Source organism: Streptoalloteichus hindustanus (genome assembly GCF_900129375.1).
GTDB classification, from domain to species: domain Bacteria; phylum Actinomycetota; class Actinomycetes; order Mycobacteriales; family Pseudonocardiaceae; genus Streptoalloteichus; species Streptoalloteichus hindustanus.
This window is the reverse complement of sequence record NZ_FQVN01000001.1, coordinates 288594-312538: the sequence shown is the minus strand read 5'-3', so window position 1 is coordinate 312538 and position 23945 is coordinate 288594. Positions and strand designations below refer to the sequence as shown.

Annotated in this window: 23 protein-coding genes and 1 tRNA gene; 7 read left to right on the top strand and 17 right to left on the bottom strand. The window is 73.7% G+C overall.

All coding sequences use genetic code 11. The features are described 5' to 3' along the window. Positions 1-36: 36 nt before the first annotated feature. The 5 genes from BUE43_RS01570 to BUE43_RS01550 all read right to left on the bottom strand — a co-directional run bounded on the left by BUE43_RS01570 (position 37) and on the right by BUE43_RS01550 (position 7430). Positions 37-2988: an LCP family glycopolymer transferase gene (locus tag BUE43_RS01570; protein ID WP_073479506.1), complete on the bottom strand. Its 2952-nt coding sequence runs from the start codon at positions 2986-2988 to the stop codon at positions 37-39. Positions 2989-3266: 278 nt separating this feature from the next. Continuing rightward, positions 3267-4145 carry a GGDEF domain-containing protein gene (locus BUE43_RS01565; RefSeq protein ID WP_073479505.1) on the bottom strand — a complete coding sequence of 293 codons (879 nt, stop codon included), beginning with the start codon at positions 4143-4145 and terminating at the stop codon, positions 3267-3269. 327 nt (positions 4146-4472) lie between these two features. Beyond that, entirely contained in the window at positions 4473-4943 is a 471-nt protein-coding gene (locus tag BUE43_RS01560) for a hypothetical protein (protein ID WP_073479504.1), read from the bottom strand. Between the two features lie 502 nt (positions 4944-5445). Beyond that, a complete protein-coding gene (dusB, locus tag BUE43_RS01555; RefSeq protein WP_073479503.1) occupies positions 5446-6606 on the bottom strand; it encodes a tRNA dihydrouridine synthase DusB in 1161 nt (386 codons plus the stop codon). A 224-nt stretch (positions 6607-6830) separates the two neighbouring features. Beyond that, complete coding sequence (locus BUE43_RS01550) at positions 6831-7430, bottom strand: hypothetical protein (RefSeq protein WP_073479502.1); 600 nt, start codon at positions 7428-7430, stop codon at positions 6831-6833. Between the two features lie 101 nt (positions 7431-7531). Here BUE43_RS01550 and BUE43_RS01545 point away from each other — a divergent pair, with 101 nt between their 5' ends. Both BUE43_RS01545 and BUE43_RS01540 read left to right on the top strand, forming a co-directional pair. Next, the gene (locus BUE43_RS01545; protein WP_073479501.1) at positions 7532-8473 is read left to right on the top strand and encodes a DMT family transporter; all 942 of its coding nucleotides are present in this window, start codon (positions 7532-7534) and stop codon (positions 8471-8473) included. After that, positions 8470-8934: a DUF6328 family protein gene (locus tag BUE43_RS01540; protein ID WP_073479500.1), complete on the top strand. Its 465-nt coding sequence runs from the start codon at positions 8470-8472 to the stop codon at positions 8932-8934. The genes BUE43_RS01545 and BUE43_RS01540 overlap by 4 nt, the downstream gene beginning before the upstream one ends. 60 nt (positions 8935-8994) lie before the next feature. Here the strand turns inward: BUE43_RS01540 and lysA are convergent, their stop codons facing one another. From lysA to ctaD, 5 genes are all read right to left on the bottom strand, one after another. Then, entirely contained in the window at positions 8995-10329 is a 1335-nt protein-coding gene (lysA, locus tag BUE43_RS01535; RefSeq protein WP_073479499.1) for a diaminopimelate decarboxylase, read from the bottom strand. 238 nt (positions 10330-10567) lie between these two features. After that, positions 10568-10643: transfer RNA gene (locus BUE43_RS01530), tRNA-Lys, on the bottom strand. 147 nt (positions 10644-10790) lie between these two features. After that, positions 10791-11447 (bottom strand): deoxyribonuclease V, encoded by a 657-nt coding sequence (nfi, locus tag BUE43_RS33215; RefSeq protein WP_234995477.1) that lies wholly within the window; start codon positions 11445-11447, stop codon positions 10791-10793. Between the two features lie 23 nt (positions 11448-11470). Continuing rightward, positions 11471-12031: a suppressor of fused domain protein gene (locus BUE43_RS33210; RefSeq protein WP_073479497.1), complete on the bottom strand. Its 561-nt coding sequence runs from the start codon at positions 12029-12031 to the stop codon at positions 11471-11473. A gap of 643 nt (positions 12032-12674) precedes the next feature. Next, positions 12675-14375 (bottom strand): aa3-type cytochrome oxidase subunit I, encoded by a 1701-nt coding sequence (gene ctaD / locus BUE43_RS01515; protein WP_073479496.1) that lies wholly within the window; start codon positions 14373-14375, stop codon positions 12675-12677. A 293-nt stretch (positions 14376-14668) separates the two neighbouring features. Here ctaD and BUE43_RS01510 point away from each other — a divergent pair, with 293 nt between their 5' ends. After that, positions 14669-15112: a MarR family winged helix-turn-helix transcriptional regulator gene (locus tag BUE43_RS01510; RefSeq protein WP_083959227.1), complete on the top strand. Its 444-nt coding sequence runs from the start codon at positions 14669-14671 to the stop codon at positions 15110-15112. Continuing rightward, complete coding sequence (locus BUE43_RS01505) at positions 15109-15927, top strand: SDR family NAD(P)-dependent oxidoreductase (RefSeq protein ID WP_073479495.1); 819 nt, start codon at positions 15109-15111, stop codon at positions 15925-15927. Before BUE43_RS01510 ends, BUE43_RS01505 begins: the two co-directional genes overlap by 4 nt. 250 nt (positions 15928-16177) lie before the next feature. On the opposite strand, the gene BUE43_RS01500 is transcribed toward BUE43_RS01505, so the two are convergent. The 6 genes from BUE43_RS01500 to BUE43_RS01475 all read right to left on the bottom strand — a co-directional run bounded on the left by BUE43_RS01500 (position 16178) and on the right by BUE43_RS01475 (position 21034). Next, complete coding sequence (locus BUE43_RS01500) at positions 16178-17695, bottom strand: alpha/beta hydrolase (RefSeq protein WP_073479494.1); 1518 nt, start codon at positions 17693-17695, stop codon at positions 16178-16180. 514 nt (positions 17696-18209) lie between these two features. Then, entirely contained in the window at positions 18210-18860 is a 651-nt protein-coding gene (locus BUE43_RS01495) for a UdgX family uracil-DNA binding protein (protein ID WP_083959226.1), read from the bottom strand. A 36-nt stretch (positions 18861-18896) separates the two neighbouring features. Next, positions 18897-19331 (bottom strand): hypothetical protein, encoded by a 435-nt coding sequence (locus BUE43_RS01490; protein WP_073479493.1) that lies wholly within the window; start codon positions 19329-19331, stop codon positions 18897-18899. A 444-nt stretch (positions 19332-19775) separates the two neighbouring features. Then, positions 19776-20333, bottom strand: coding sequence for a hypothetical protein (locus BUE43_RS01485; RefSeq protein WP_073479492.1), 558 nt, complete (start codon positions 20331-20333; stop codon positions 19776-19778). Continuing rightward, a complete protein-coding gene (locus BUE43_RS01480; RefSeq protein WP_073479491.1) occupies positions 20330-20650 on the bottom strand; it encodes a hypothetical protein in 321 nt (106 codons plus the stop codon). The genes BUE43_RS01485 and BUE43_RS01480 overlap by 4 nt, the downstream gene beginning before the upstream one ends. Before the next feature lie 54 nt (positions 20651-20704). Continuing rightward, positions 20705-21034, bottom strand: coding sequence for a YbaB/EbfC family nucleoid-associated protein (locus BUE43_RS01475; protein WP_073479490.1), 330 nt, complete (start codon positions 21032-21034; stop codon positions 20705-20707). A 106-nt stretch (positions 21035-21140) separates the two neighbouring features. Here BUE43_RS01475 and BUE43_RS33205 point away from each other — a divergent pair, with 106 nt between their 5' ends. The 3 genes from BUE43_RS33205 to BUE43_RS01460 all read left to right on the top strand — a co-directional run bounded on the left by BUE43_RS33205 (position 21141) and on the right by BUE43_RS01460 (position 23003). Continuing rightward, positions 21141-21473 carry a hypothetical protein gene (locus tag BUE43_RS33205; RefSeq protein ID WP_143173894.1) on the top strand — a complete coding sequence of 111 codons (333 nt, stop codon included), beginning with the start codon at positions 21141-21143 and terminating at the stop codon, positions 21471-21473. 184 nt (positions 21474-21657) lie between these two features. Then, positions 21658-21897 (top strand): hypothetical protein, encoded by a 240-nt coding sequence (locus tag BUE43_RS01465; protein WP_073479488.1) that lies wholly within the window; start codon positions 21658-21660, stop codon positions 21895-21897. A gap of 458 nt (positions 21898-22355) precedes the next feature. Next, positions 22356-23003 (top strand): ScbR family autoregulator-binding transcription factor, encoded by a 648-nt coding sequence (locus BUE43_RS01460; RefSeq protein WP_073479487.1) that lies wholly within the window; start codon positions 22356-22358, stop codon positions 23001-23003. Here BUE43_RS01460 and BUE43_RS01455 read toward each other — a convergent pair. Beyond that, complete coding sequence (locus tag BUE43_RS01455; RefSeq protein WP_200797334.1) at positions 22983-23789, bottom strand: SDR family oxidoreductase; 807 nt, start codon at positions 23787-23789, stop codon at positions 22983-22985. The two genes, BUE43_RS01460 and BUE43_RS01455, sit on opposite strands and share 21 nt — an antisense overlap. Positions 23790-23945 lie beyond the last annotated feature (156 nt).

Here is a 23945-nt window from a genome sequence, read left to right as displayed (position 1 = left end):
CTGCGTTGATCGCCCGCTGATCTCCCGGGATCTTCCTCAGCCGCAGGGGCCGGTGTCGGCGGCGTTGACCGTCGACAGGTCCTTCGGCAGGGGGCCAGCCGTCGGCTTCTGCTCCCCGCCCGCCTTCTGGTCGCCCGGCGGCGGCTCGCTGCCCGGCTTGATCACCTTGCGGTCGAAGTTCGCGCCGATCACGAGCTGGATCGCGCCTCCCAGCGAGGGGTCCTCGACCAGCTGCGCGCTGGGCACCGCGGACTTGAGCGCGCGGGCCTGGTCGGCGCGCTGGCCGGAGTAGCGGATCACCGTCTTGTCGGTCTTCTCGCCGTCCCGCCGCATCACCACGGTGAAACCCTGGGCGGCGAGCTGGTCCGCGGTCTCCTTGCCCACACCGCCCTGACTGGTGCCGTTCACCACCTGCACCTTGACCGTCTTCGGGTCCACCGGACCGCCGGTGGCGGCCGGCGGCGCCTGGGCCGGCGTCGGCCCCTTCTGCGCCGGCTTCTCGCCCGGCAGCGGCGTGCCGTCGATGATCGCCTGGAACAGGGCGCGGGTGTCGTTGACGCGCAGCACCTCGTTGCCGCGCTTGTTGGCCTCGCCGACGGTCGGCACGGTGACGAAGGTGATCTGGCCGGCCGACACCCCGCGCATCGACTGGGCGAGGTTGAGGAGCTGGTCGGCGCCGACGTTGTCGCCGAAGGTGTTCTTGCCGAGCTCGCGGACGAACGAGGTGAGCTTGCCGGGGTCGAGCAGCACCTGGCTGGACATGACCTTGCGCAGCAGCGAGGACAGGAACTGCTGTTGCCGCTTCATCCGACCGTAGTCGGAGGTCGGGTCGTTGGTCAGGTAGCGGGCCCGCACGAAGTTCAACGCGTCGTTGTCCCGGAGGACCTTCTTGCCCGCCTGCGGGAAGATCGGCCCCAGCTTCTCGTCGATCATCGGCTTCGGGATGCACACCTCGACGCCGTCGACCGCGTTGACCATGTCCTTGAACCCGTGGAAGTCCACGCCGAGGAAGTGGTTGATCGCCAGACCGCTGATCTTCTGCACGACCTTGTTCGTGCACATCGGGCCGCCGGCGGCGTACGCCTCGTTGATCTTGGCGTTCTTCACCGCCTTGGACTTCTTGCCGGTGAGCTTGCCGGTGTCCGAGTTCCACTCGTCGCACTCGGGCAGGTCGACCTCGAGGTCGCGCGGGAAGGAGACCACGACGATCCGGGACCGGTCCTGCGGGATGTGCGCGATCATCACGCTGTCCGAGCGCGCGCCCTTGGCGTCGGCCTGGGTGCCGACGTGGTCCTCCGGCCTCGCGCCAGCCCGGGTGTCCGAGCCGACCAGCAGGAAGTTCTCGTCCCCGAGCTGCTTGTCCTTGTCCTGGATGTCCGCCGAGTTGGGGTCCAGGGCCGTGACCTTGCGGACCTGGCTGTCGGCCCAGCGCATCCCGCCCCAGCCGATGCCGCTGGCGACGAACACCAGCGCCGCGGCGGCGATGGCGAAGCCCTTGCCCGCCAGCACGGCCCGTCGCCGGACCCGGCGGCGTTTCTCCTCGGCGGGGTCGGGCTCGGCGTCCTCAGCGTCCTTCTCGGCCGCCTTGTCGCCGTCGGTGCCGCTGGCCGCGACCGGGGCCGCCGCGGCCTTGCCGGCGCCCTTGGTCCCCTTGCCGCCGGCCGGCGGCTCGTCGGTGGCCGGGGGGAGGAGCGTCGTCTCCTCCTCGGAGGAGGGCGACTCGACGGCCGCGTCGAGGTCGGGCAGGTCGTCGCGCTTGATGAAGCGGGTCAGCCGGTTGCGCTTCTTCTGCTCGGCCTCCAACGCCTCGTCGTGGACCGCGGAGAAGCGGGCCAGCGTGGCGTCGATCTTCTTGCTCTTCTCGTGCCGCTCCTCGGCGTCCTGGGGGCCGTCGACGACCGCAGGGACCTCCTGGGTGACCTCCTCCGGCGCGGGGCCGGGCGGGGGCGGGACGACGCCCCGGCGTCCGGCGGGCTTCGGGCCCACGCCGGTGCCGGTCGGGCCGGGCGCGCGCCGCCCAGGCGCGGCTCCGGCGGGCGGAGCCGGTGGTGGCGGCGTGGGGCGGGGCGGTTGCGGCACGGGCCGGGACGGCGTGGGGTCCTCGCCCGTCAGGGCGTCGAGGACGCCGGGCGCCGGAGGGGTGCCGGGAGGGGGCGCCGGAGTCGGCGGAGTCTGTCGGACGCGCTCACCGGGGCCGCCCGGGCCGGCCGGGCGCTTGCGGGTCGGCATCGGGCGCGGCCCGCTGCCGCGGGGCGGGGTGGCGGGCGCTCCCGGCCGGCCCGCCTGCTCCTCCGGGACGGGCGGCTGGGGGCCGCGCGGGGGGACGGGCGGCGGCGTCGGCCCGGCGGTGGGCGCGGGCGGCGTCGGAGGCTGGGGGGCGCCCGGCACCTGACCGCGCCGCGCGCGTCCCCCGGTGGGCGGGCCGGGAGCCGGCATGGCCGGCCGGCTCGGCTCGTCCACGGGACGGCCCCGGCCGGGGGGAGGGACGGTGCCCGGGCCCGGCATGGCGGGCCGACTGGGCTCGTCGACGCCGCGGCGGCGGGGGGTCGGGCCGGGAGCCGGCATGGCCGGCCGGCTCGGCTCGTCGACCGGTCGGGGGCGACCGGCGGGCGGGAGGGTCCCCGGCGCGGGCATGGCCGGTCTGCTGGGCTCGTCCGCCGCGCGGCGCGGGCGGCCCGCGGCGGGGGCGGACAGGTCGCGGCGGCTGGGCGGTTCCTCGGCCCGGCGGGGCGGCTCATCGCCGGGCGGGCCCGGGATCGGGTGCTGGCCGGTGCCGTGCTTGGCGAGCAGGTCCGACACGCTCAGGCCGCCGGAGTCCTCGCGGGAGCGTCGGCGCCGGCCCGTGGGCGGCTCCTCGTAGCGGCGCTCCGCCCGCCGGCCCTCCCGGGACCCGGCGGCGTCACGCGCCTGCTCGGCGGGGTCCTGTCCGGGGTCGCGGGCGTCGCGGGAACGGCGGGAGCCGAAGCCGTCACGGGGGTCGTCCGGCACTCGGTCTCCCTTCCCTTTCACGGTCAGCGGTGGTGCGCTCCCTACGCCGCGCACGCGTTGTGGACGTGGAGCGACCCGTACCGGTTCCGTCACGATCAGATCGCTTGATGAACGCGATAGTACGGATGGTGTCCACTACTGACGACCACCCATCGAAATATGTTCACTTTCCGTACGGGCAAATACGCACCGTGTCGGTCCGTCCGGGCGAATCGTCCCCACCCACCGGCGGATGCAAATCCGTGATCACGCGATCACGCTTCGTGGAAAAGGCCGGGTTAGTAACCGACGGCGCGGGGTTCCGCCACGGCCCGGCGACCCGCAGCGGCGCCGGCGAGTCGGACCCGCCCGTTGTGCCGGTAGGCGACGGCGTTGCGACCGGAGCGCTTCGCGGCGTAGAGCAGCCCGTCGGCCTGGAGCAGGGTCTGCTCCGGCCCGGCGGGCGCGCGGCTGCCCGGGGAGCTGTGGGCCAGCCCGACGCTGACGGTCACCCGCAGGCCGGGGCCGAGCTGCTGCCACGGGTAGTGCTCCACCCGGGCGCGCGCGGCGTCGCAGACCGCGATCGCGGTGGAGGCGTCGATGCCGGGGAGCACGAGCACGAACTCCTCCCCGCCGTACCGGGCGCAGAACGCGCCCTCGGGGAGCCCGTCCTGCAGGAGTTCGACGACGCGCTGCAGCACGCGGTCGCCGACGAGGTGCCCGTAGGTGTCGTTGACCTGCTTGAACCAGTCGAGGTCCACCAGTGCCAGGCCGAGCCCGGTGGGGTGGGTCGCCTCCTCGGCGAGCAGGCTGACCAGCCGTTGGTCGAGGTAGCGGCGGTTGTAGCTGGCGGTGAGGCTGTCGCGCAGGCTCTGCTCGCGGGCCTCGGCGTGTTCCCTGCGCAGCCGGTCGACCTCCCTGCGGAGCTGTTCCGGCACGTGCGGCGGTTCGGTCTGGTCGGCGTAGAGCAGGTCCAGGGCCGAGCGCAGGTGCTGGTAGGCCTGGCGCCACTGGCCGCGGGAGGCGAGCAACGCGGCGATGGACTCGTGGAGCTGGATGAGACCGGTGCTGCCGGTCTCCGGCGCGGTCGGCGGGAGGGCGCCGTCGGCCCGCGCCTCGGGCACCACGCCGTCCCGCACGTCGTCCGAGTCGGCGATGTCGGGCCGCAGCACGGTCACCGCTCTCACCTCCCTACGTCCGTGGTGTCGTCGCACAGGGCGGAACCCTTGAGCGAGCGGGACGCCGGCGTGCCGGATTTCGCTCGACCGGTTGACCTCCCACTGCTCCGATCTGGTGACTCTCGGTGATCTCCGTCGCCCGGCGTCCGGGTGGCCGACGCGGCCGAAGGGGCTGGACGGACCGGTGGCGGCACACCCGGGCGGAGCAGCGCGCTGGTACGCCTCGTGGCCGCCCCTTCCGGTGCGCCGACCCGGTTCGCGCTGGTCGCCACCGTGCTGTCCGGTCTCCCTCCCGGGCGTCCCTCCGGCTCGTCCGCCCGGTCGCCGTCAACTCGGGCAGGGGGCGAAGCCGTAGGCCGCTCCATCGAGTACCGCGATGTGCTTGGACGCGATTTGACTACCCAGCGTGGCACCCTCCCGACGGGCGGTCAGTGTGACGGCTACCACGTAGACCATGCCCCTGGGGTTCCCCGTCCGCCCGGCGGGACTCCACTCGGGGTCCGGCCGGAGGGTGGTCAGCGCCGGCTCCATCCGCACGGTGAGGCCGCGCAGGTCGCAGAGCCGGTCCTGGGCGTCGGGGTGCTGGGTGCGGCGGAAGAACGCGGCCTGTTCGCCGGCGCCCCGGTCGGCGGCGTGGTTCGCCTGTTCGAAGTACCCCTCGACGAGGCGCCGGTCACCCTCGGTCAGCAGCACGGGCCGGGCCTCGCCGGGCACCGCGGCGGTGCAGCCGGTGAGCGGGGCGGCGGCCACCGCCGTCAGGGCCAACAGGACGCCCGCCGCACGTCCCCGGCTCGTCATGGCCCCAGCGTGGCAGACCCCTCGGCCCGGCACCCGAGGATGACTCGGATCCGGCCCACCCCCACTTCCGGCCCGCCGAGTGTCTGTGGCAATTGCCAAGACGGCGGGAAATGGTGGGTCGGGAGCGACCGCGCGATCGCCGAACTCGCCGGGGTAAGTCGGACGACAAAGCGGGGCGTCGGCAGCGGAGGTGAGCCACCCCGCCGGACATGTCCCGCCCGGCGTTCCGCCAGCCGCCGAGCCCCGGCCCGATGTCAGCAAAAACACACCAAACACCCGAGTGTCTTGTCGGCCTCGTCTTTGTGCCCTCCGGAGAGAGGGAAACAACGCCGAGTTTCGGCGTGGGGGTTGACGGCGCGGATTTCGCCGGGTTCCGGGCCGTGCCCACGTGCCGGGGCCGTGCCGACGTGCCGGGGCCGTGCCGACGTGCCGGGGCCGTGCCGACGTGCCGGGGCCGTGCCGACGTGCCGGGGCCGTGCCGACGTGCCGGGCCGGGCCGCCGTCAGCCGCCTGAGTGGTCCAGCTCCGCGCCCGCCGGGACGGTCAGGTCCTCGGGGTCGTCCAACCAGCCCTCGGGCAGCACGACGCGCGCCGGCGAGCCCTGCCGGCCGCGCGGCCCCTCGGCGTCCTTCGGGAACGGCGCGGCGTGGTCGAGCCGGGCGAGCAGGTCGTCCAGCTCGTCGAGGGTCGACACCAGGCCGAACGCGTGCCGCAGGTCGGAGCCCACCGGGAAGCCGCGCAGGTACCAGGCCATGTGCTTGCGCAGGTCCCGGACTCCCCGTTCGGCGCCCAGGTGCGCGACCAGCAGCTCGGCGTGGCGGCGCAGGACGCGGGCCACCTCGCCCAGGGCCGGCCCCTCCGGGACCGGCTCACCGCGCAGCGCCGCCTGCAGCTCCCGGAACAGCCAGGGTCGGCCGAGGCAGCCGCGCCCCACCACGACGCCGTCGCAGCCCGTCTCGCGGACCATCCGCAGCGCGTCGTCCGCGCAGAAGATGTCTCCGTTGCCGAGCACCGGGATCGTCGTCACGGCCTCCTTCAGCCGCGCGATGGCGGACCAGTCGGCGGTGCCGGAGTACCGCTGCGCCGCCGTCCTGGCGTGGAGCGCGACGGCCATCGCGCCCTCGGCCTCGGCGAGGCGGCCGGCGTCGAGGAACGTGTGGTGCTCGTCGTCGATGCCGATGCGGAACTTCACCGTGACCGGGATGCCGGCGGGCTCGGCCGCCCGCACCGCCTCGCGCACGATCGCGGCGAACAACCGCCGCTTGTACGGCAGCGCGGAGCCGCCGCCCTTGCGGGTGATCTTGGGCACGGGACAGCCGAAGTTCATGTCCACGTGGTCGGCGAGGCCCTCCCCCGCGATGATCCGCACGGCCTCGCCCATCGTGCGGGGGTCGACGCCGTAGAGCTGCATCGAGCGCGGGTGCTCGTCCGGGCCGAACGCGATCATCCGCATCGTCTTCGGGTCGCGCTCGACCACCGCGCGGGCCGTGATCATCTCGCACACGTAGAGCGACCGGGAGCTGCCGTACTCCCGGCAGAGCTGGCGGAACGCCACGTTGGTGATGCCGGCCATCGGGGCGAGCACCACCGCGGGATCGACCTCGTAGCGGCCGATCCTCAGCGGCGCCGTCACCGGGACGGGAAGCGTGGCGGTGCTGGGCATCCGTCCATTGTCGCTGCCGCGCGCCGGTGCTCGTCGCCCCTCCGCCGGGGTGCTGTGGCCAAGGCCTCACCCGCCCCCGGCTTCGCGGGGCCCGGCCGGGCGTCGCCGCGAGGTCCGACGGCCGGACGAGAGGTCCGGGGCCGGCGTGGCGCCGACCCCGGACCGCGGATGGTTTCGGTGTTGGTCAGCGGTGCTGACCGGGGGTTCGGACCGGGGAACTCGGATCAGAACGGGACCGTGATGCAGGCCAGCCGGTCGCCGGCCTGGCCGGCGTGGCCCGGGTGGGTGTGCGTGTGGTGCTCGTGGATGATGACCGACCCGGCGTGCCGGTCGGTGAACCGCCAGGGCACCGTGGTCACGGCGATCCCGTTGCCGTCGTCGTCCGTGGTGAAGTCCAGCCAGACCTCGTTGCGGGGGTTGGCGTAGGCCGGGTCGGTCGACGTCCCCGGCTTGGGGTCGACGACGTTCTGGTAGTGCGGACCGGCGGCGGCTCCGGTGGCGCCACACGCGTTGACGTGCGCGTGCGCGCCGTACCCGCGGTGCGGGACCAGTCCGCGGGTGATCAGGATCACGCTCGTGGAGTTGTTCGGGGCTGGGTACGCGTAGACGGTCGCGCGGGACCCCGCCTTCACGAGCTTCTGGTCGTAGGTGATCGCCTTGGCGCCGGCCCGGTAGGGCTCGAACCTGCCGCGGGCGACGACGGCGCCGCCCCCGCCGGGGGCCTCGGACAGGTCCGGGATCGAGGCCGAGGCGGGGACGGCGGTGAGGAGGGTGAGCGCAGCGCCCATGCCGAACAGGGCGGCGAGGGTGGAGTTGCGACGCATGAGGCCATCCTTGGCCTGGTGACGAGGATCGCGCACGTCCTTCGGTCGGGTACCACCCGTAAGGACGATCAGTGGCAGTTTTGTCTGCATACGGTGATGCGATGCTCGGAAAGAAAGTGTCCTCAGCCGACCGGACGTGGCTGGTGGCCTGTTCGGCCGCCCTCTGGGGGACCGACGGCCTGCTCCGCAAACCCCTCGCCGACGCCCTGCCCGCCGCGACCGTCGTGTTCTGGGAGCACGTGATCGTCCTCGTGCTCCTCCTGCCGTGGCTGCCGGCCGCGCTCCGCGCGCTGCGCCGCTGCTCGCCACGCGAGTGGCTCGCGGTCGTGGCGATCGGCGCCGGCTCCTCCGCGGCCGCGACCGCCATGTTCACCGCCGCGTTCCGGGTCGGCGACGCGGTGACCCCGCTGGTCCTGCAGAAGCTGCAACCGGTCTTCGCGGTGCTCGCGGCGTACGTCCTGCTCCGGGAGCGGGTGCGCGCCGGCTACTTCGTGTTCGCGGTGCCCGCGCTGGTGGGCGCGTGGCTGTTGACCTTCCCGGACCCGCTGGACGTCCGCGTGACCGCGGCGCGGGCCGCGTTGCTGGCGGTGGGCGCGGCCGCGTTGTGGGCGGGCGGCACCGTGCTGGGCCGCTACGTGAGCCGGAGCCTCGCGCCCCGCGAGGTGACCGTCCTGCGGTTCGCCGCCGGTCTGCCGGCGGCCGCCGTCGTGGTGTGGCTCCAGGGCGCGCCGGTCGCCGTCGGGTGGGGCAACGCCACCGGCCTGGTGCTGCTCGCGGTCGTGCCGGGCCTGCTCGCGCTGAGCCTGTACTACCTGGGGCTGCGCTCCACCCCGGCCTCGCGGGCCACGCTGGCCGAGTTGGCCTTCCCGGCGACCGCCGCGGTGATCGGGGTCGGCGTCCTCGGCCACCACCTGACCGTGACGCAGTGGCTGGGCTTCGCGCTGGTCGTCGGCATGGTCACCACGTTGGGGTGGCACGAACGGGTGCGCCGGGTACCCGTCGTGCAGGAGGACCCCAGACGGGAGGAGATGGTCGCCGGGTGAGCGAGCCGGAGGCGGACGACCGGGAGCGCCTCGTCCGCAACCTCAACGAGCTGCTCCAGGAGCTCCGGGTCGCCCAGGCGGGCGTGCAGATCCTCTTCGCCTTCCTGCTCGGGGCGGCCTTCACCGAGCCGTTCCGGGACGCCTCCCCCTTCCAGCGGGCCCTGCACCTGGTCACCGTCATGCTGGCCACCGGCGCGACCGCGCTCCTGACCGCGCCGGCCGCCTGGCACCGGCTGCTCTTCCGGCACGGGCGCCGGGAGCAGATCGTCCGGGCCGCGAACCGGTTCGCCCTGGCCGGGCTCGCCCTGCTCGCGGCGGCCATGACCGGCGCGGTGGCGCTGGTGGCCGACGTCGTGCTGAGCGGGTGGTGGGCCGTCGCCCTCGGCGGGGTCTCGGGAACGCTCTACGCGTTCCTGTGGTTCGTCTGGCCCTCCCGGCTCCGGCACGACGACCAGCGGTAGACGGGTGCGCCGCCCGGTTCGGGGGACCGGGCGGCGCGGCTGACGGCGTCGGGGTCCGCCTCACCCGACGTCCCTGCGGAGCAGGTCCTCCTCGGTCTCCCTGCGCACCAGGAGCTGGACCGCGCCGTTGTCCACGCCCACCACGGGCGGGCGGCCGACGAGGTTGTAGTTCGAGGCGAGCGAGTGGTGGTAGGCGCCGGTGCCCGGGACCGCGAGCACGTCGCCGGCGCGGACGTCGGCGGGGAGCGGGACGTCCCTGGCGATGACGTCGCCGGCCTCGCAGTGCCGACCGACCACGGTGGCCGTCCGCAGCGGCGCGGCCGGCGGGCGGCCGACCATGCGCACCAGGTACCGCGCTCCGTACAGGGCGGGCCTCGGGTTGTCGCTCATCCCGCCGTCGACGGCGACGAAGGTGCGCACGGCGTGTTTGACCGCGACCACCCGGTACACCGTCACACCGGCCGACGCGACCAGCGCCCGCCCCGGCTCGACCGTCAGCCGGGGCGGCCGCAGGCGGTGCCTGGCGCACTCGTCGTGCACGGCGGCGCGCACCCGGTGGGCGAAGCCGGCGAGGTCGAAGTCGTCCTCGCCGGGCAGCTGCGGCACGGCGTGGCCGCCGCCCAGGTTCAGCTCCGGCAGCTCCAGCCCGTGCTCGTCGCGCACCGCCGCGAGCAGGGCCACCAGTCGACGCGCGGCGAGCTCGAAGTCGGCGACCCTGCGGAGCTGGGAGCCGAGGTGCGTGTGCAGGCCGACCAGCCGCAGGCTCGGCTGGCGGAGCACGTGGCGGACGGCCGCCGCGGCCGCCCCGGTGCTCAGCGGGAAGCCGAACTTCTGGTCCTCCACGCCGGTGGTGACGGCCGCGTGCGTCCCGCCGTCCACGCCCGGCGTCACCCGGACGAGGACCCGTTGCCGGTCCCTGGCCAGCGCGGCGACGTGGTCGACCTCGTCCAGCGAGTCGACCACGATCCGACCGACCCGGTGGGCGAGCGCCGCCTTGAGGTCCTCGGGGGTCTTGGCGTTGCCGTGCAGCAGGACCCGCCAGCCGGGGAAGCCGACCGACCTGGCCACCGCCAGCTCCCCGGCCGAGCACACGTCCAGCGACAGGCCCTCGGCGTCGACCAGCCGGGCGACCGCCCGGCACAGGAACGCCTTGCTGGCGTAGGCGACCTCGGCGCCGGGCAGCGCCGCCCGGTACGCCCGGCAGCGGCGGCGCACGTCCGCGAGGTCGACGATCTGGAGCGGGGTGCCGAACCGGCCGGCGAGCTCGGTGACCCGGTGGCCACCAACCAGGAGCTCACCGCGCTCGTCGACTGTCGTTCCCCCTGGCCACACGTTCTCTTCGAGTCGGGACTGCACCATGCTCCGCATGGACGGCAGGAGATCTGCGAGGGACACCGCGTCCTCCCCGGTGGTGGGGTGTGTGCGGGACAAGCACAGCGGCCGGCGGGCCGGACTGGCGTCCCTCCGGACACGGTCATGACGATCCGCCGCGCCATGTTGACGGCCCGTTGACACCGACGTGTCCGGCGTCACTCCGGGCTCGTCCGGGTGCGGTTCGCGTCGCCGCGCGGGCGGGGTTTCGTATGGCTGTGATCTTGACAAGCCGAAGCCCCCGGTCGCTGACCAGGGGCTTTGGTGGGCCGCCAGGGGCTCGAACCCTGAACCCGCGGATTAAAAGTCCGCTGCTCTGCCAGTTGAGCTAGCGGCCCGCAGACAAGGCTAGAGGAAGCCGGGCGGGTGGCGGGCACCCTCCCGGGGATTCGCCTGGCTGGCCGCCTCCGTTCGGCCCAGCTCCGGACTCCGGGCGGAGGAAGCGACCCGCGCGGGGTGGCAGCGGTGCTCGCCGTGGCCGACGGTCAGCGGACGAGGGCGGCGCGGCCCAGGTGGTCGGCTTGGCGCGTCGTCTCCGGCAGGCGGTAGCGCGGGGCGAGGCGCAGGACCTGGTCGGTGGCCGTGTCGAGGTCGACCAGGTGCCCCACCGAGACGAACACCGGGCGCACGCCGTCCTGGGTGCGCAACGCCCGGCCGACGACCTCCGCGCCGTCGAGCAGGGGCGTCCAGTCGCCCCGGCGCGGTCCGGGCGGCTCGTAGCGGCCCAGGGGCGTCTTGGCCACCCCGATGCTGGGCACCTCGGTGAGCACGCCGAGGTGCGAGGCGAGCCCGAAGCGCCGGGGGTGGGCGACGCCCTGCCCGTCGACCACCAGCAGGTCGGGCGTGGTCGTCAGCCGCTCCAGCGCGTCGACCAGCGCGGGCAGCTCGCGGAACGCGAAGAGCCCCGGCACGTAGGGGAACGTGGACGTCCCGGCCACGACGGCGCTGTCCACCATCTCCAACGTGTCGGCGTCCAGCACGACCACCGCGGCCACGAGATCGTCGCTGCCGTCGTTGGCGTAGGCGACGTCGAGCCCGGCGACCGCGCGCACCCCGCTCAGCTCGCCGGTCACGCGCACCGCCGCGCGGAGCCGGTCCTGGATCGCCTCGGCCTCGGCCGGCGACCGCGGCCAGTCGTGCAACGCCCGCACCCGCACGACGCCGCCTAGATGGAGGAGGAGCGGTAGACGTCGAGGAGGTCGGTCTCCCTGGCCTCCCAGATCTTGCGGACGGCGTCGGCTCCGAACTGCTCGACGTACTTGGCCTCGGCGAACGTGATCGGCACCAGGGTGATGATCTGGAGCGCCGGCTCGCCGTACGCGTCGTGGAAGACGTCGAAGTCGGTGCTCAGGTAGGGGTGCGGCGAGGCGAGCACGCCGTGGATCCTGGTGTCGGGGACCAGCGGCTGGGTGTTCTCCACCGCCTGGTCGAACTCCAGGCCCTGGCCGCTGCGCACGACCATCTCGCAGATCACGTTCACCAGGAAGGCGGCGATCTCCTCCTGGTCGGACTGCAGGGTGCAGACGAACTCCTCGGGCAGCATCGAGTCGACCTGCTGGAAGCAGACCCCGTTGCTGATCGCGGAGACCATGTCGTACTCCGGGTGCTCGTACACCGCCAGCGTGTACCCCTGGTTCGGGCCGTGCAGGGTCGGCGACTCCGCGTCCCGGATCCGGCCCAGGTGCCGCTCGATGTGCCCGGAGACCCCGTCGTACCTGTCGGCCATCCGGTTTCTCCCTCGCTCGCGTGGATGTCCCCCGATTCCACCAGGACACGGGCTCCTCGCCGGTCCCGGCTCCATCGTCGCCGCGCCAAGCATGGCACCTCGTCGGGCGCGGTGGTGGCCGTTGCCGGCCCGCCGGTGGCGGCGGTCCGGCGACGTCGGTCACCCCGTCGGCCTGTCGAACAGAGGTTCGAGGATTGGCTACCATGGCGACGGGTCGGCGTCCGTGGGGTGGGGAAGACCCGGCGGACGCCGGCCCGACCGCGCGACGCGGCCCCCGGGGCCCGCTGGCCCCGGGGGCCGTGCGCGAGGACGCGGCTCAGTCGTCGTCCTCGTCCTCCTCGTCGTCCAGGTCGAGTTCGTCGAACTCCTCGAGGTCGCCAAGGTCGGCGATCTCCGCTTCCTGGAAGTTCGGGTTGGTCACCCTGTGTCCCCTTCCCGCTCACACGCGGTGATCTCCGCGTGTGAGCGGGAGCCTAGGGCCGCCGGCCCGGCCCCGAGGAGCACGGATCGGCAACGGGGTGGTGAAGGCTCTTCCAGGCGATCCCCCTGCCGAGTGAGCGGTGGAACCGCCGGTCAGAGCTCGACGTCGGCCCGCGCCACGGCCCGGGCGGCGCGCTCGCGGCCGCCCCGCGCGCCGGCCGGATCACTCGGCCTCGTGGAGCTTCCGCACCCCCGGGTGCGCGTCCGGCTGCTGCCGCACCGCCAACGCCGGGTAGTGCAGGTCGAAGGCCGGGCGCTCGGAGCGGATTCGGGGCAGCGCCAGGAAGTTGTGCCGGGGCGGCGGGCAGGAGGTGGCCCACTCCAGGGAGTTGCCGTGCCCCCAGGGGTCGTCGACGTCGACCCGCGTGCCGTACCGGTAGCTCCGGAAGACGTTCCACAGGAACGGCAGGGTGGCCGCGCCGAGCAGGAACGCGCCGACGGTGGAGACCGTGTTCAGCGCGGTGAAGCCGTCGGTGGGCAGGTAGTCCGCGTACCGGCGGGGCATGCCCTGCGAGCCGAGCCAGTGCTGCACCAGGAACGTGGCGTGGAACCCCAGGAAGGTGGCCCAGAAGTGCAGCCGGCCCAGGGGCTCGTCGAGCAGCCGCCCGGTCATCTTGGGAAACCAGAAGTAGATGCCGGCGAATGTGGCGAACACGATCGTCCCGAACAGCACGTAGTGGAAGTGGGCGACCACGAAGTACGTGTCGGTGACGTGGAAGTCCAGCGGCGGCGAGGCGAGGACGATCCCGGACAGCCCGCCGAGCAGGAACGTGAGCAGGAAGCCGACCGCCCACAGCATCGGGGTCTCGAAGGTGAGCTGGCCCCGGAACATCGTCAGCGACCAGTTGAAGAACTTGACCCCGGTCGGCACCGCGATGAGGAACGTGGCCAGCGAGAAGAACGGCAGCAGCACCGCGCCGGTGGCGAACATGTGGTGCGCCCACACGATCATGGACAGGGCCGCGATCGCCCACGTGGCCACGACCAGCATCTTGTAGCCGAAGATCGGCTTCCGGCTGAACACCGGGATGACCTCGGTGACGATGCCGAAGAACGGCAGCGCGACGATGTAGACCTCGGGGTGGCCGAAGAACCAGAACAGGTGCTGCCACAGGATCGCGCCGCCGTTGGCCGGATCGAACGCGTGCGCTCCCAGGTGCCGGTCGGCGAGGAGGGCGAACAGGGCCGCGGTGAGCACGGGGAAGGCCAGCAGCACCATCAGGCTGGTGACGAGGATGTTCCAGGTGAAGACCGGCATCCGGAACATCGTCATGCCGGGCGCCCGCAGGCACACCACGGTGGTGAACATGTTGACCGCGCCCAGGATCGTGCCCAGGCCACTCACGATCAACCCGGCCGCCCACACGTTCCCGCCCATGCCCGGCGAGTGCTGGACGCCGGACAGCGGGGTGTAGGCGAACCAGCCGAAGTCGGCGGCCCCACCGGGCATGAGGAAGCCTGACAGCACCGTGATCCCACCGAACAGGAACAGCCAGTAGGACAACGCGTTGAGCCGCGGGAACGCCACGTCCGGTGAGCCGATCTGCAGCGGCAGGACGTAGTTGGCGAACCCGAAGAGGATCGGCGTCGCGTAGAGCAGCAGCATCACCGTGCCGTGCATGGTGAAGAGCTGGTTGTACTGCTCGGTGGAGAGGAACTGCAGCCCCGGCCGCGCCAGCTCGCCGCGCAGCAGCATCGCCATCGCCCCGCCGACGAGGAAGAACCCGAACGACGTGACGAGGTAGAGCAGCCCGATCTGCTTGGGGTCCGTGGTGCGGAGCAGGGCGACGAGCCGGGAACCCCGGGGCGGGCGGTGCTCTCCCCCGGGGTGGATCTCGACGGGGGCGCGGGTCACCGTGGTCATCGCGACCCCCTTCCGAGGTGGTCCGGCCCGCCGTCGCCGTGCGCCGCGAGCCGCCGGCCGGCGCCCTCCGCTGTGGCCTGGCTCACGCGCCATCCTCGCGCCGGCCGTCGGCGCGGGCAAACGCTCGCGGGTCCGAGGCCTGGGCCTGGGCGGGGCTCCGGCCCGAACTCCCGAAGTTGATATCCGCCGGGTCGTCTCCGCCGGCCGCTCCGGCGCTCCTGGGAAAAGACGTTGCCGTCCCGATTCGCGTGCGTACTCTTTGAGTAGTCACCTATTTGGGAGGGAGGGCGGGCATGGGCGAGCGGGAGGACCACCTCACCCTGTTGTTGCGCCTGCTGTCGGCGCGGAACGCGGTGGTGCGCCGGTTCGACGCGGATCTCGCCGTGTTGGGGCTGGGCCTGACCGACTTCGTGATCCTGCTCCGGCTGGGCGAGTCCCCGCGCATCCGGCGGGTCGAGCTGGCCGAGCAGGTCGGGCTCACCCCGTCCGGGGTCACCAGGGCGCTGGTTCCGCTGGAGCGGCTCGGCCTGGTCACCCGGGAGCGCGACGAGCGGGACGCGCGGCTGGGGCCGGCCGTGCTGACGCCGCGGGGCGAGCAGTTGCTGGCCGAGGCGCGGAAGCGGGCGCGGCACCTCGCGGACGAGGTGGTGGGCGACGACTGGGACGAGGGCGAGCTGACGGCGTTCGCCGCGGCGCTCCAGCGGACGCGCTCGGCGGCGGAGAGGAGGAGCGGATGAGGTTCGAGGAAGGGCAGGTCGCGGTCGTCACCGGCGCGGCCAGCGGGATCGGGAGGGCGTTGGCCGCGGCTCTGGTCGCGCGCGGGCTGCGCGTGGTGTTGGCCGACGTGGAGGAGCGGCCGCTGGCGGAGACCGCCGCGGCCCTGGGGGACCGGACGCTTCCGGTGGTCACCGACGTCGCCGATCCCGCCCAGGTGGACCGGCTCGCCGCCACGGCGCTGGACCGGTTCGGCCGGGTCGACCTGCTCGTCAACAACGCGGGGGTGGGCGGGGGCGGCGGTCCGGCGTGGACGATCCCGGTCGACGACTGGAACTGGGTCTGGTCGGTCAACGTCGGCGGGGTCGTCAACGGCATTCGCGCCTTCGTCCCGCACATGGTGGAGGCGCGCCGGGGGCACGTGGTGAACATCGCCTCGCTGTCCGGGCTCACCAGCCCGCCGTTCATGGCGCCGTACAACGCGACCAAGCACGCGGTCGTGACGTTGTCCGAGACGCTGAGCGCCGAGCTGGGGCACCTCGCGCCGGGGGTGGGCGTCACCGTGGCCTGCCCGGGCATGGTGCGCACCCGCATCCTGGAGGCCGACCGGAACCGGCCGGCGGGCCTGGCGGAACGGCCGGAGCAGCCGGCGTGGCTGGTCGAAGGGTTGAACGCGGTCTTCGCCGAGCAGATGCGGTTGGCGATCGAGCCCGAGCAGGCCGCCGAGACCATCCTCGTCGCCGTGGCCGAGGGCCGGCTGCACGTGCTGACCCATCCCGAGACGGTGGCGCACGTCGAGGGGCGGGTCAACGCGCTGTTGGCCGGACTGCGCGCCTGATCCCGATCCAGCGGGGCGTGGGGAGGCCGTCGGTGTCGTCATGCCGGCAGCGCTCGGATCTCCTTGCGCTGTCGTTGGTCCGGCCCTGATATGTCCACAGTGGACATTTCTGTCGTCCGGAGGCGGCTTCGCCGGCACGGGCTCGTGGTCCCCGCCAGAAAGGGGGACCACGAGCCGGGCCCGACCGCCTGCGAACGGCGCGACCCGAGGTCGAGCGGCCACGCCGGCGCTCGCGAGAACCCCAGCGCCGTCAGGACACCGCGCACGTGGTTCCGGACGGCGGCAACGCCCCGTCGACGAGGTAGCGCTCCACCGCCGTGTCCACACAGGTCGACAACCCGCCGTAGGTGCCGTGCTCGTCCGCGTCGAGCACCAGCACCGCGCTGCCGGGCAGTTGCTCGGCCACGGCCTTCGCGCCCAGCAGCGGCGTCGCGACGTCGCCGTTCGAGCCCAGCACGAGCGCGGGCGGCAGCCCGGGCGCGCGCAGCGGACCGCTCGCCCGGTCGCCGGGGTCGGGCCAGCCCAGGCAGGTGCGGAACTGGCTCCACACCACGTGCGCGCCGAACCGGGGCGCCTCCCCGGCCACCCTCCTGGCCAGCTCGTCGATGCGGTCCCGCTCTCGGAAGGGCGGCGGGCGGTCGGCGCACACCACGGCCGCGTGCAGCCCGTCCTGGTCGTACTCCGGGTCCGGCGCCGGGTGGACCACGGAGGTCGGGGCGGCCGACGCGGTGGCCGACGGGCTCTCCGCCGGGTCGACGAACGCCCCCGCGTCCCCCTCGACGGCGAGCTTGACCGACTCGGCCAGCGCCGGCCAGTTCCTGGACGAGTACAGCAGGCGGTACGCGGCCGTCAGCAACGCCTCGTCGTCGGCCCCCTGGCCGGTCGAGGTCGGGATCGGCGCCCGCTTCGCCCTGGCGACCAGGTCGTCCCACAGCGCGCCCACGTCCCTGCCGTGCAGGGCGCACTCGGCGGTGCGGCCGCACCACACGGTGAAGTCCCGGAAGACCTCGTCGAGCACGGCGGCCTCCCTGGCGACGGCGGTGTCCAGCGGCGTCGCCCGGTCCACCACGCCGTCGAGCACCATCGCGCGCACGCGGCGCGGCTCCAGCTCGGCGTAGCTGGCGGCGAGCAGCGTCCCGTAGGAGGAGCCGTACAGGCTCACCTGCTCCTCGCCCAGCGCCCGGCGGACCAGCTCGACGTCCCGCGCGGACGTCCGGCTGTCCAGGTGGCGCACCAGCTCGCCGGTCCGCTCCGCGCACCCCTTCGCGAACCGCTCGCCGGCCGAGCGGATGCGCTCGAACTCCTCGGCGTCCTCGGGCGCCACGTCGGTCGGCTCCGCCCGGGGGCAGCGCACGGCGGTCGAGGCGGCGACGCCCCTGGGGTCGATGCCGACCAGGTCGAAGTGCTGCCGCAGGGCGGGGGTGAACCGGTCCGGCTCCATCGCCACCATCTGCGCGCCGGACTCCCCGGGGCCGCCCGGCGCCACCAGCAGGACGCCCCGGCGTTGTCCGGGATCGGCCGCGCGACGCCGGGCCAGCGCGACGCGCGCCTTGCCGCCGTGCGGTTGTCCGTGGTCCAACGGGACCTCGACGGAGCCGCACTCCGCCCCGGACCCGCAGGGCGTCCACGTCACGGGCCGCACGACGGGGGCGGGCGCGGAGGAGGCCGGTTCCGGGGTGTCGGTGGAGGTGCACGCGCTCAGCGCGAGAAGCCCTGCGGTGATCGTCGCGACGGTTCGCCACCCGGCACCGCGAGTCTGGCCACCCATGGCTCCGGACGGTACTTGCTCACTGAAGGTAATTGATCACACGAGGGGAACAGTCCCGAGCGGCGCTTGCCGGGGAAGGCGCGCGGACTACGGCCTGGGGCAGGGATTCCGCGTCGCTCTTCGACCCCGAGCGCACCCACATCCCGGCCCGGACGGCGGTTCCGGTCGATCCTCTCCAGACCGAAGCCCCGGCGGCGTCCGCGCCCGTTGGGTCGAGCCAGCCCGGTCGCCCCCGCGCCCGGCACCCCTCACTCAGGCACCACCTCTGTGCACTACAGGGCTTGGTTTTTGGGGGAACCCCCACTTCAAACATCCCACGCGGGACCGACAGAACCGGGTGGCAGCGGGTCACTCGGAAGAGCGGAAGCCGGGAGAAAACACCGGCCGAGTGACCTCCGACTTTCCCACGGCGTCGGGGTTTCCCGGCCGGATCGCCGCGAGATGGCGTGCGGGGGAAGAAGACGGCGTCCTGGAACGCGCCGGCGCCGTCGCGCACCGGTCCTCGCCGACGAGATCAGTGGGCGAGAACCTCGGCGACCACGGCGAGATCCGCGACGAAGGCGGCGTACGCGGCGTCCCGGTCGTCGGCCCGCAGCACCGAGGAGGGGTGGACCGTGGCGACCGCGAGGCCCTCGATCCCCTCGATCTCGGGCAACGCGAACACCGTGCCCCTGCGGTCCCCCACCCGGAACGACGAGCCGTAGAGGGCCTTGCCCGCCGTCGCCCCGAGGAGCACGACGACCTCGGGGCGGACAACGCGCAGCTCGGCCACCAGCCACGGCTTGCACGCCGCCACCTCGGCCGCGCTGGGCTGCTTGTGCAGCCGCCGCTTCCCGCGCTCCGGTGGCACGAACTTGAAGTGCTTGACCGCGTTGGTCAGGTAGGTCTGGTCCCGGGAGATGCCGGCCTCGGCGAGCGCCCGGTCGAGCAGCCGGCCCGCCGGTCCGACGAACGGTTCGCCGGCCACGTCCTCGCGGTCGCCGGGCTGCTCGCCCAGGAGCAGCGCGCGGGCGTCCGGCGAGCCGTCCCCGAAGACGGTCTGGGTCGCGTCGCGGTAGAGGTCGCAGCCCCGGCACCCGGCCGCGGCGCCGCGGAGCTGGTCGAGGTCGTCGGCGTCAGGAGGCAGGAAGTCGGCCGCGCTGCGCTGGTGTCCCCGGGTCGCCACCGGCTCCGGGTACCCGGGTCACCGCGGCGACAAGCGTCAGAGCCGCCACTCGTGGCGGGCGGTCTCCCACTCGGCCTCGTCGCCGGCCGGGGTCTCCTCCGGCAGCGGCTCGCCGACGGGACGGAGGTTGGGGTAGGTCTTCCAGGCGGCGCGCGGCTCGTGGGTCTCCTGCTCCAGCCGCTGCATGATCCACTCGGTGGCCAGCGCGAGCGGCGAGCTCTCCCGCTCCTCGGCGAGCTGGCGCAGCCGCTCGTTGGCCTTGAGCGACAGCCGGAGTTGGTACACCTGGGCGTTGCCGAAACGGCTCCCGGAGCCGGTGGTCTCCACCTCGGACTCCGGGGCCAGCGCTGCCAGGTAGGAGTCCAGGTCCCGGTCCGGCTCGGCGGCCGTGACCTGCGCGGACTCCGGCTGGTGGTGGCGTCCGGCCTTGGCCTTGGCGGCTTTGCCGATCTTGGTCAGTCCTAGAGGCACGGCGGAAACGATAACGGTTCGGTTGCGGCGCGCCAGCCCCCTGTGTCCTGCGCCACTTTCCCGTCCGGCCGGCGGGCCCGACCCGAGCGGCCCCGGGGCGGACATGGAGAGGCCCCCGCGCCAGGGGGAGGAACGCGGGGGCCGGAGGGGATCTCCACAGGTGCTGACCGGGGGTGTGTCAGCGAGGCGATTGTGGCACGCGCTGCCGCCCTTGGGGAGAGAGTTGGTTCAAATTGCTCGCGGAAACGGTCTTGTCGTCAGCTTCTCGCAGCATCGTTCGGCTCGCTAATGATCGACGGAGGGCGCGGGCGGCGACGCTCCCACCACTGTGGACCCGCTCGCCGGACACTGTGGACACCAGAGAGAACTGAGAAACTCCTTGCGCGACAACGAGAACGGCCCCGACGCGCACACGTCGGGGCCGTTCTTCCGCTGGTGGCGCCGTTATGCCAGCCCGTCCAGCACCGCGCCGAGGTGACCGACCTCGGTGACGTCCTTCTCGCACACCGTGATCACATCGTTCACGGCGCCGTTCACCGCCTGGGCGGCTGGCACGAAGTTCGGGTCGGCCGGGTCGCTCCGCAGCACGACGTCGCACGCCCCGTCGACGGCCTGCGCGATCGCCGTCGAACGCCGCGAGGTCTCCTGCGTGATCTCGTCGAGGCGGTCGGCGATGCCGAGCCCGGCCTCGCCGGTGTCCTGCGTGCGCTGCCGGGTCTGCCGCAGGTTGTCCACCGTGTCGCCGCCGGCGCGGGCGAACGCGTCGGCGGCCGGGCCCCGCCAGCCCTGCAGTGCTCCGCTGACGGCCCGGTGCGCGATGTCCGCGGCCTCTCCGACAAGCCTGGCGGCCTTGAGCGCCTCCTGCGCTCGCGTGCGCACGGCGGGTGGGTCGCAGTCGACGAGCTCGAGCGCCTCGACCGGGTTGGCGCCGTTGATCCGCTCGGACGCCGCGCGCAGGTGGTCGACGCCCTGGGCGGCGTCGGCGACCGCGGGGATCCTCATCGCGCACCTCCGGACACCGCGTCGGCCGCGGCGCGGTTCTCCCGCTCGGCGGCCTCGTACTCCCGCAGCGCGTCGTCCAGCCCGACCTGGAGGTCGCGCAGGGCCGCGATCTCCTCGGCCACCTCCCGCTGGCGCGCCTCGACCACCGTGTTCCACTTGCCGCCGAGAGCAGCGCCCTCGTCGGAGACCCCGAACGCGCTCGGATCGCCCTTCGCGCCGTCCAGGGTTCGCTGGGCCTCCTCCAGGCGCGCGACCGCGCTGTCGATGTCGCCGATCGCGCGCCCGAGGTGCTCGGGACTCATCTCGAAGCCGGACATACCCCTCCTCCGGGTTGTCGTTCCTACTTGGGCCTACTCGCGTCGACGAGCCCGCTACGCGGTGTCGCCGGACGTGGTCGAGGCGCCCAGGTGGTAGGTGGTGCGGTCGGCGACCAGACGGCGGGCCTCCTGCTGCGCCCGCCGGGCCGCGCGCAGCACGGCGTCGGCCAGCGCCGCAGGGGCGACGTGGCCGACGAGCGCGGCGTTCACCGCGACCTCCACGACCTCGCCGGTCGACGACACCCCGATCTCCACCAGGTCGCCGTCGTCCCGCGCGGTCACCACCCGATCGGCCAGGTCCCCGCGCAGCGCGAACAGCCCGTTGTCGACCTGGTCGACCTTCGCCCTGAGCGCGGCGAAGCTCCGTCCGGTGCCCTCGGCCACGTCGCCTCCTCCTTCGCCCCCGATCGGCGTGCCCTCCGACGAAGCCCACGGACGGGTGGTTCCCGATCGGGGGAACCAGTGCCGAGCACCTCACGTCGCAGCCGGCATGAGCGACGGGCGGCGGAACGACGGGCGGTGGGTGCGGGTTCGGGCGGCCGACGCGCCCGTCTCGCGGGGTCCGCGCCCCCGGACGCCGCCGCTGTGGGTGCGGGCGGGCGGCCAGTCGGCCGCCGTGCCGCCGCCACCACCGCCGCCACCGCCCGAGGCGCCTTCGGGGCCGCCCACGTGGTTCGGCGCCGCGTTGCCCGCCGCCACCGCTCCCGTCGCGCCGCCCCCGCCGTTGGTCCGCTGGGCCTCCCCGGACGACGAGGAGGACTCGGGCTGGCTCGAACCGTCGTTTGACGTCCCGGACCCCTGGGTAGGTAGGCGACGGCGTTGACGGATCCGGTTGGTTCTCCGTCGCCGGCGCGCCCCGTGGGACCAGCGTCCACAGGGGACGGCCGACGGCCTGCGCGGGCCACGCGTGCGACTACGCAGGGTCGTTACTGAATCACTCTGCGGGGGGCTGCGGGGGTCCGGGCCGGTAGATAGCTTGTGCCCGAAGTCGAAGTCGGGGAGGCGTCGTGAGCGGGTCGCTGGACGTGCGGAAGTTCTTGTGGCAACAGGAAGAGTCGGTCTCCCGGCCGGGGCCGGCGGTGCCGGCGCAACGGTCGGGTGAGCCGTCCCGGATCTCAGCCGAACAGGTGCACCGCGCCCGGATGGCGGTCGCGCGTGGAGCGCTCGACGCGGAGGACTGCCGAGCGTTGTTGGAGATGCTCGGACTCGTGCCGGACGCGGAGGGTGTTCCCCCGGTTCGACGGTGACCACATCCCCGACTGGCGTGGCCGACTGACCCGACAACGGCCGCGCCGGTCGGTGTTCCCGGTGTGCCGGAGGAGGTGGGGGTGGCGTCGACCTCCGGGTCGGAGGGCCACGCCCCCCACCTCACCCCGGTCGTGCGAGGCGATCCCGACGCCGGTCGCCCCGCCACGTGCGACGCGCCGAGGCGCACACCCCCCGGGGGCGCGCCTGCGAGCGCGGGCACGGCAGAAAAATACCGACCGGTCGCCTTCTTCGGCAACGGCGACCGCTGTCACAGCGTGTCGCCAGACAGTCAACGACCATTACTGCGTTGTGGTGAACGTGTGCGTCCACCGGGGATAGCCGGTAACTTCACGTACCGCTGGTGATCATGTGCGTTGGTCGACTCCCCCTGTCGTGGGGTCCCCGACGTCGATCCCATCGCCGACATCCCCGATCGCGTCGACGAGCCGGAGCCGCAATGCCGCAGCAGCACCGGGCACACGCCACCCGGCACGCCATCCTCACGGCCGCCGCAGAGGAGTTCGACCGCGCGGGCTACGCGGCCACCCCGTTGAGCGCGATCCTGCGACGCAGCGGAGTCACCAAGGGCGCCTTCTACTTCCACTTCCCGTCCAAGGAGGCGCTCGCCGCCGCGCTCGTCCACGCCCAGGAGGCGGTCTGGCCGGAGCTCTACCAGCGGTGGGTGGACCGCGGCCTCGACCCGCTGCGCACGCTCGTCGGCATCATCGACGACCTCGTGCGCGCCGTCGCCACCGACACCGTGGTCCGCGCCGGGCTACGGCTGTCGAGTGAGAGCCGGGTGGTCGACAACGAGCTGCCGTCGCCGTACCCGCTCTGGGAACGGGTGCTGTTCGAGATGTTCGACCAGGCCGCCGGGGCCGGCCTGCTGCGCGAGGGGGTGAGCCCCGCCGTCGCCGCCCGGGTGCTCAACGCCGCCCTGGTCGGCGCGCGCATCATCTCCTGCTCGTTGAACCGGTGCACGGACGTCGTGCAGCGCACCCGCGAGGTGTGGCCCCTGGTGCTGCCGGGGATCGCGGCCGAGGACTGGTTGGCGGACTGGACGGGGGAGTGGCGGCACGGCGTCTCACCGGTGCAGGTGCAGTGACCACCCGCCGTCGTGGTCGAGCGTCCGTCCCGTCATCCACGCCGCCGCGTCGCTGACCAGCCACTCGACCAGGTCCGCGACGTCGTCCGGCCGGCCCCAGCGGCCGAACGGCATCCGTCGCGACACCCAGTCGTGAAGCGCCTCGTCCGCGTACCCCGTGTCCACCGGGCCGGGGTTGACGCAGTTGACGGTCACGCCGCGCGGCGCGAACTCGGCCGCGAGGCTCGCGGTGAGTTGCTGCAACGCCCCCTTGCTCGCCGCGTAGGGCAGCTCGTTCGGCATGGGGCCCAGGTGCTGGCCCGAGCTGAACCAGACGAGCCGGCCGCCGGGGCGGGAATGGTCGCGCGCCTCCGCGTAGCGCTGCGCGAGCAGCAACGTCCCCCGGACGTTCACCGCCCAGCAGGCGTCGAGCTCCGCGACGGTCATCGAGGCCAGGTCCTGGAGGCTCGACCGCGCGTGGGTGGCGACCACGACGTCGATCGCGCCGAACTCCGCGACGGTGGCGTCCACGGCCGCCGCGGGCTCCGCCGGATCGCCGAGGTCGCCCGAGCGGCCCACCACCCGCCCGGCCCCCGCCGGCAGCTCGCCGCGAAGGTGACCCAGAACACCTTCTTCGCCCAGTGGGTCCGCGCCCCAGGGGTGTTCGGCGTCGTGCGGCGCCCAGGAATGGGCGAGGACATCCGCTCCCAGGGCCGCCAACCTGCGGGTTAGCGCGTACGCGATGCCGATCCGGCGGCTGACGCCGGTCACCAGCGCCACCCGTCCGCGCAGCGGGAAGTGATCCACGAGCCGAGCATCCTCGACCGCCCCCTGGCCCGGCAACCCCGTTCTCACCTGCGCAAACGTCCACCCGGGAGGGGGAGCCCACCCCCCGTTTTGGTGTTTGGCGGGATCGTGTTCTAAGCTTTCGATGCTTCCAACGGGCAGCCGTTGGAGGGAGTG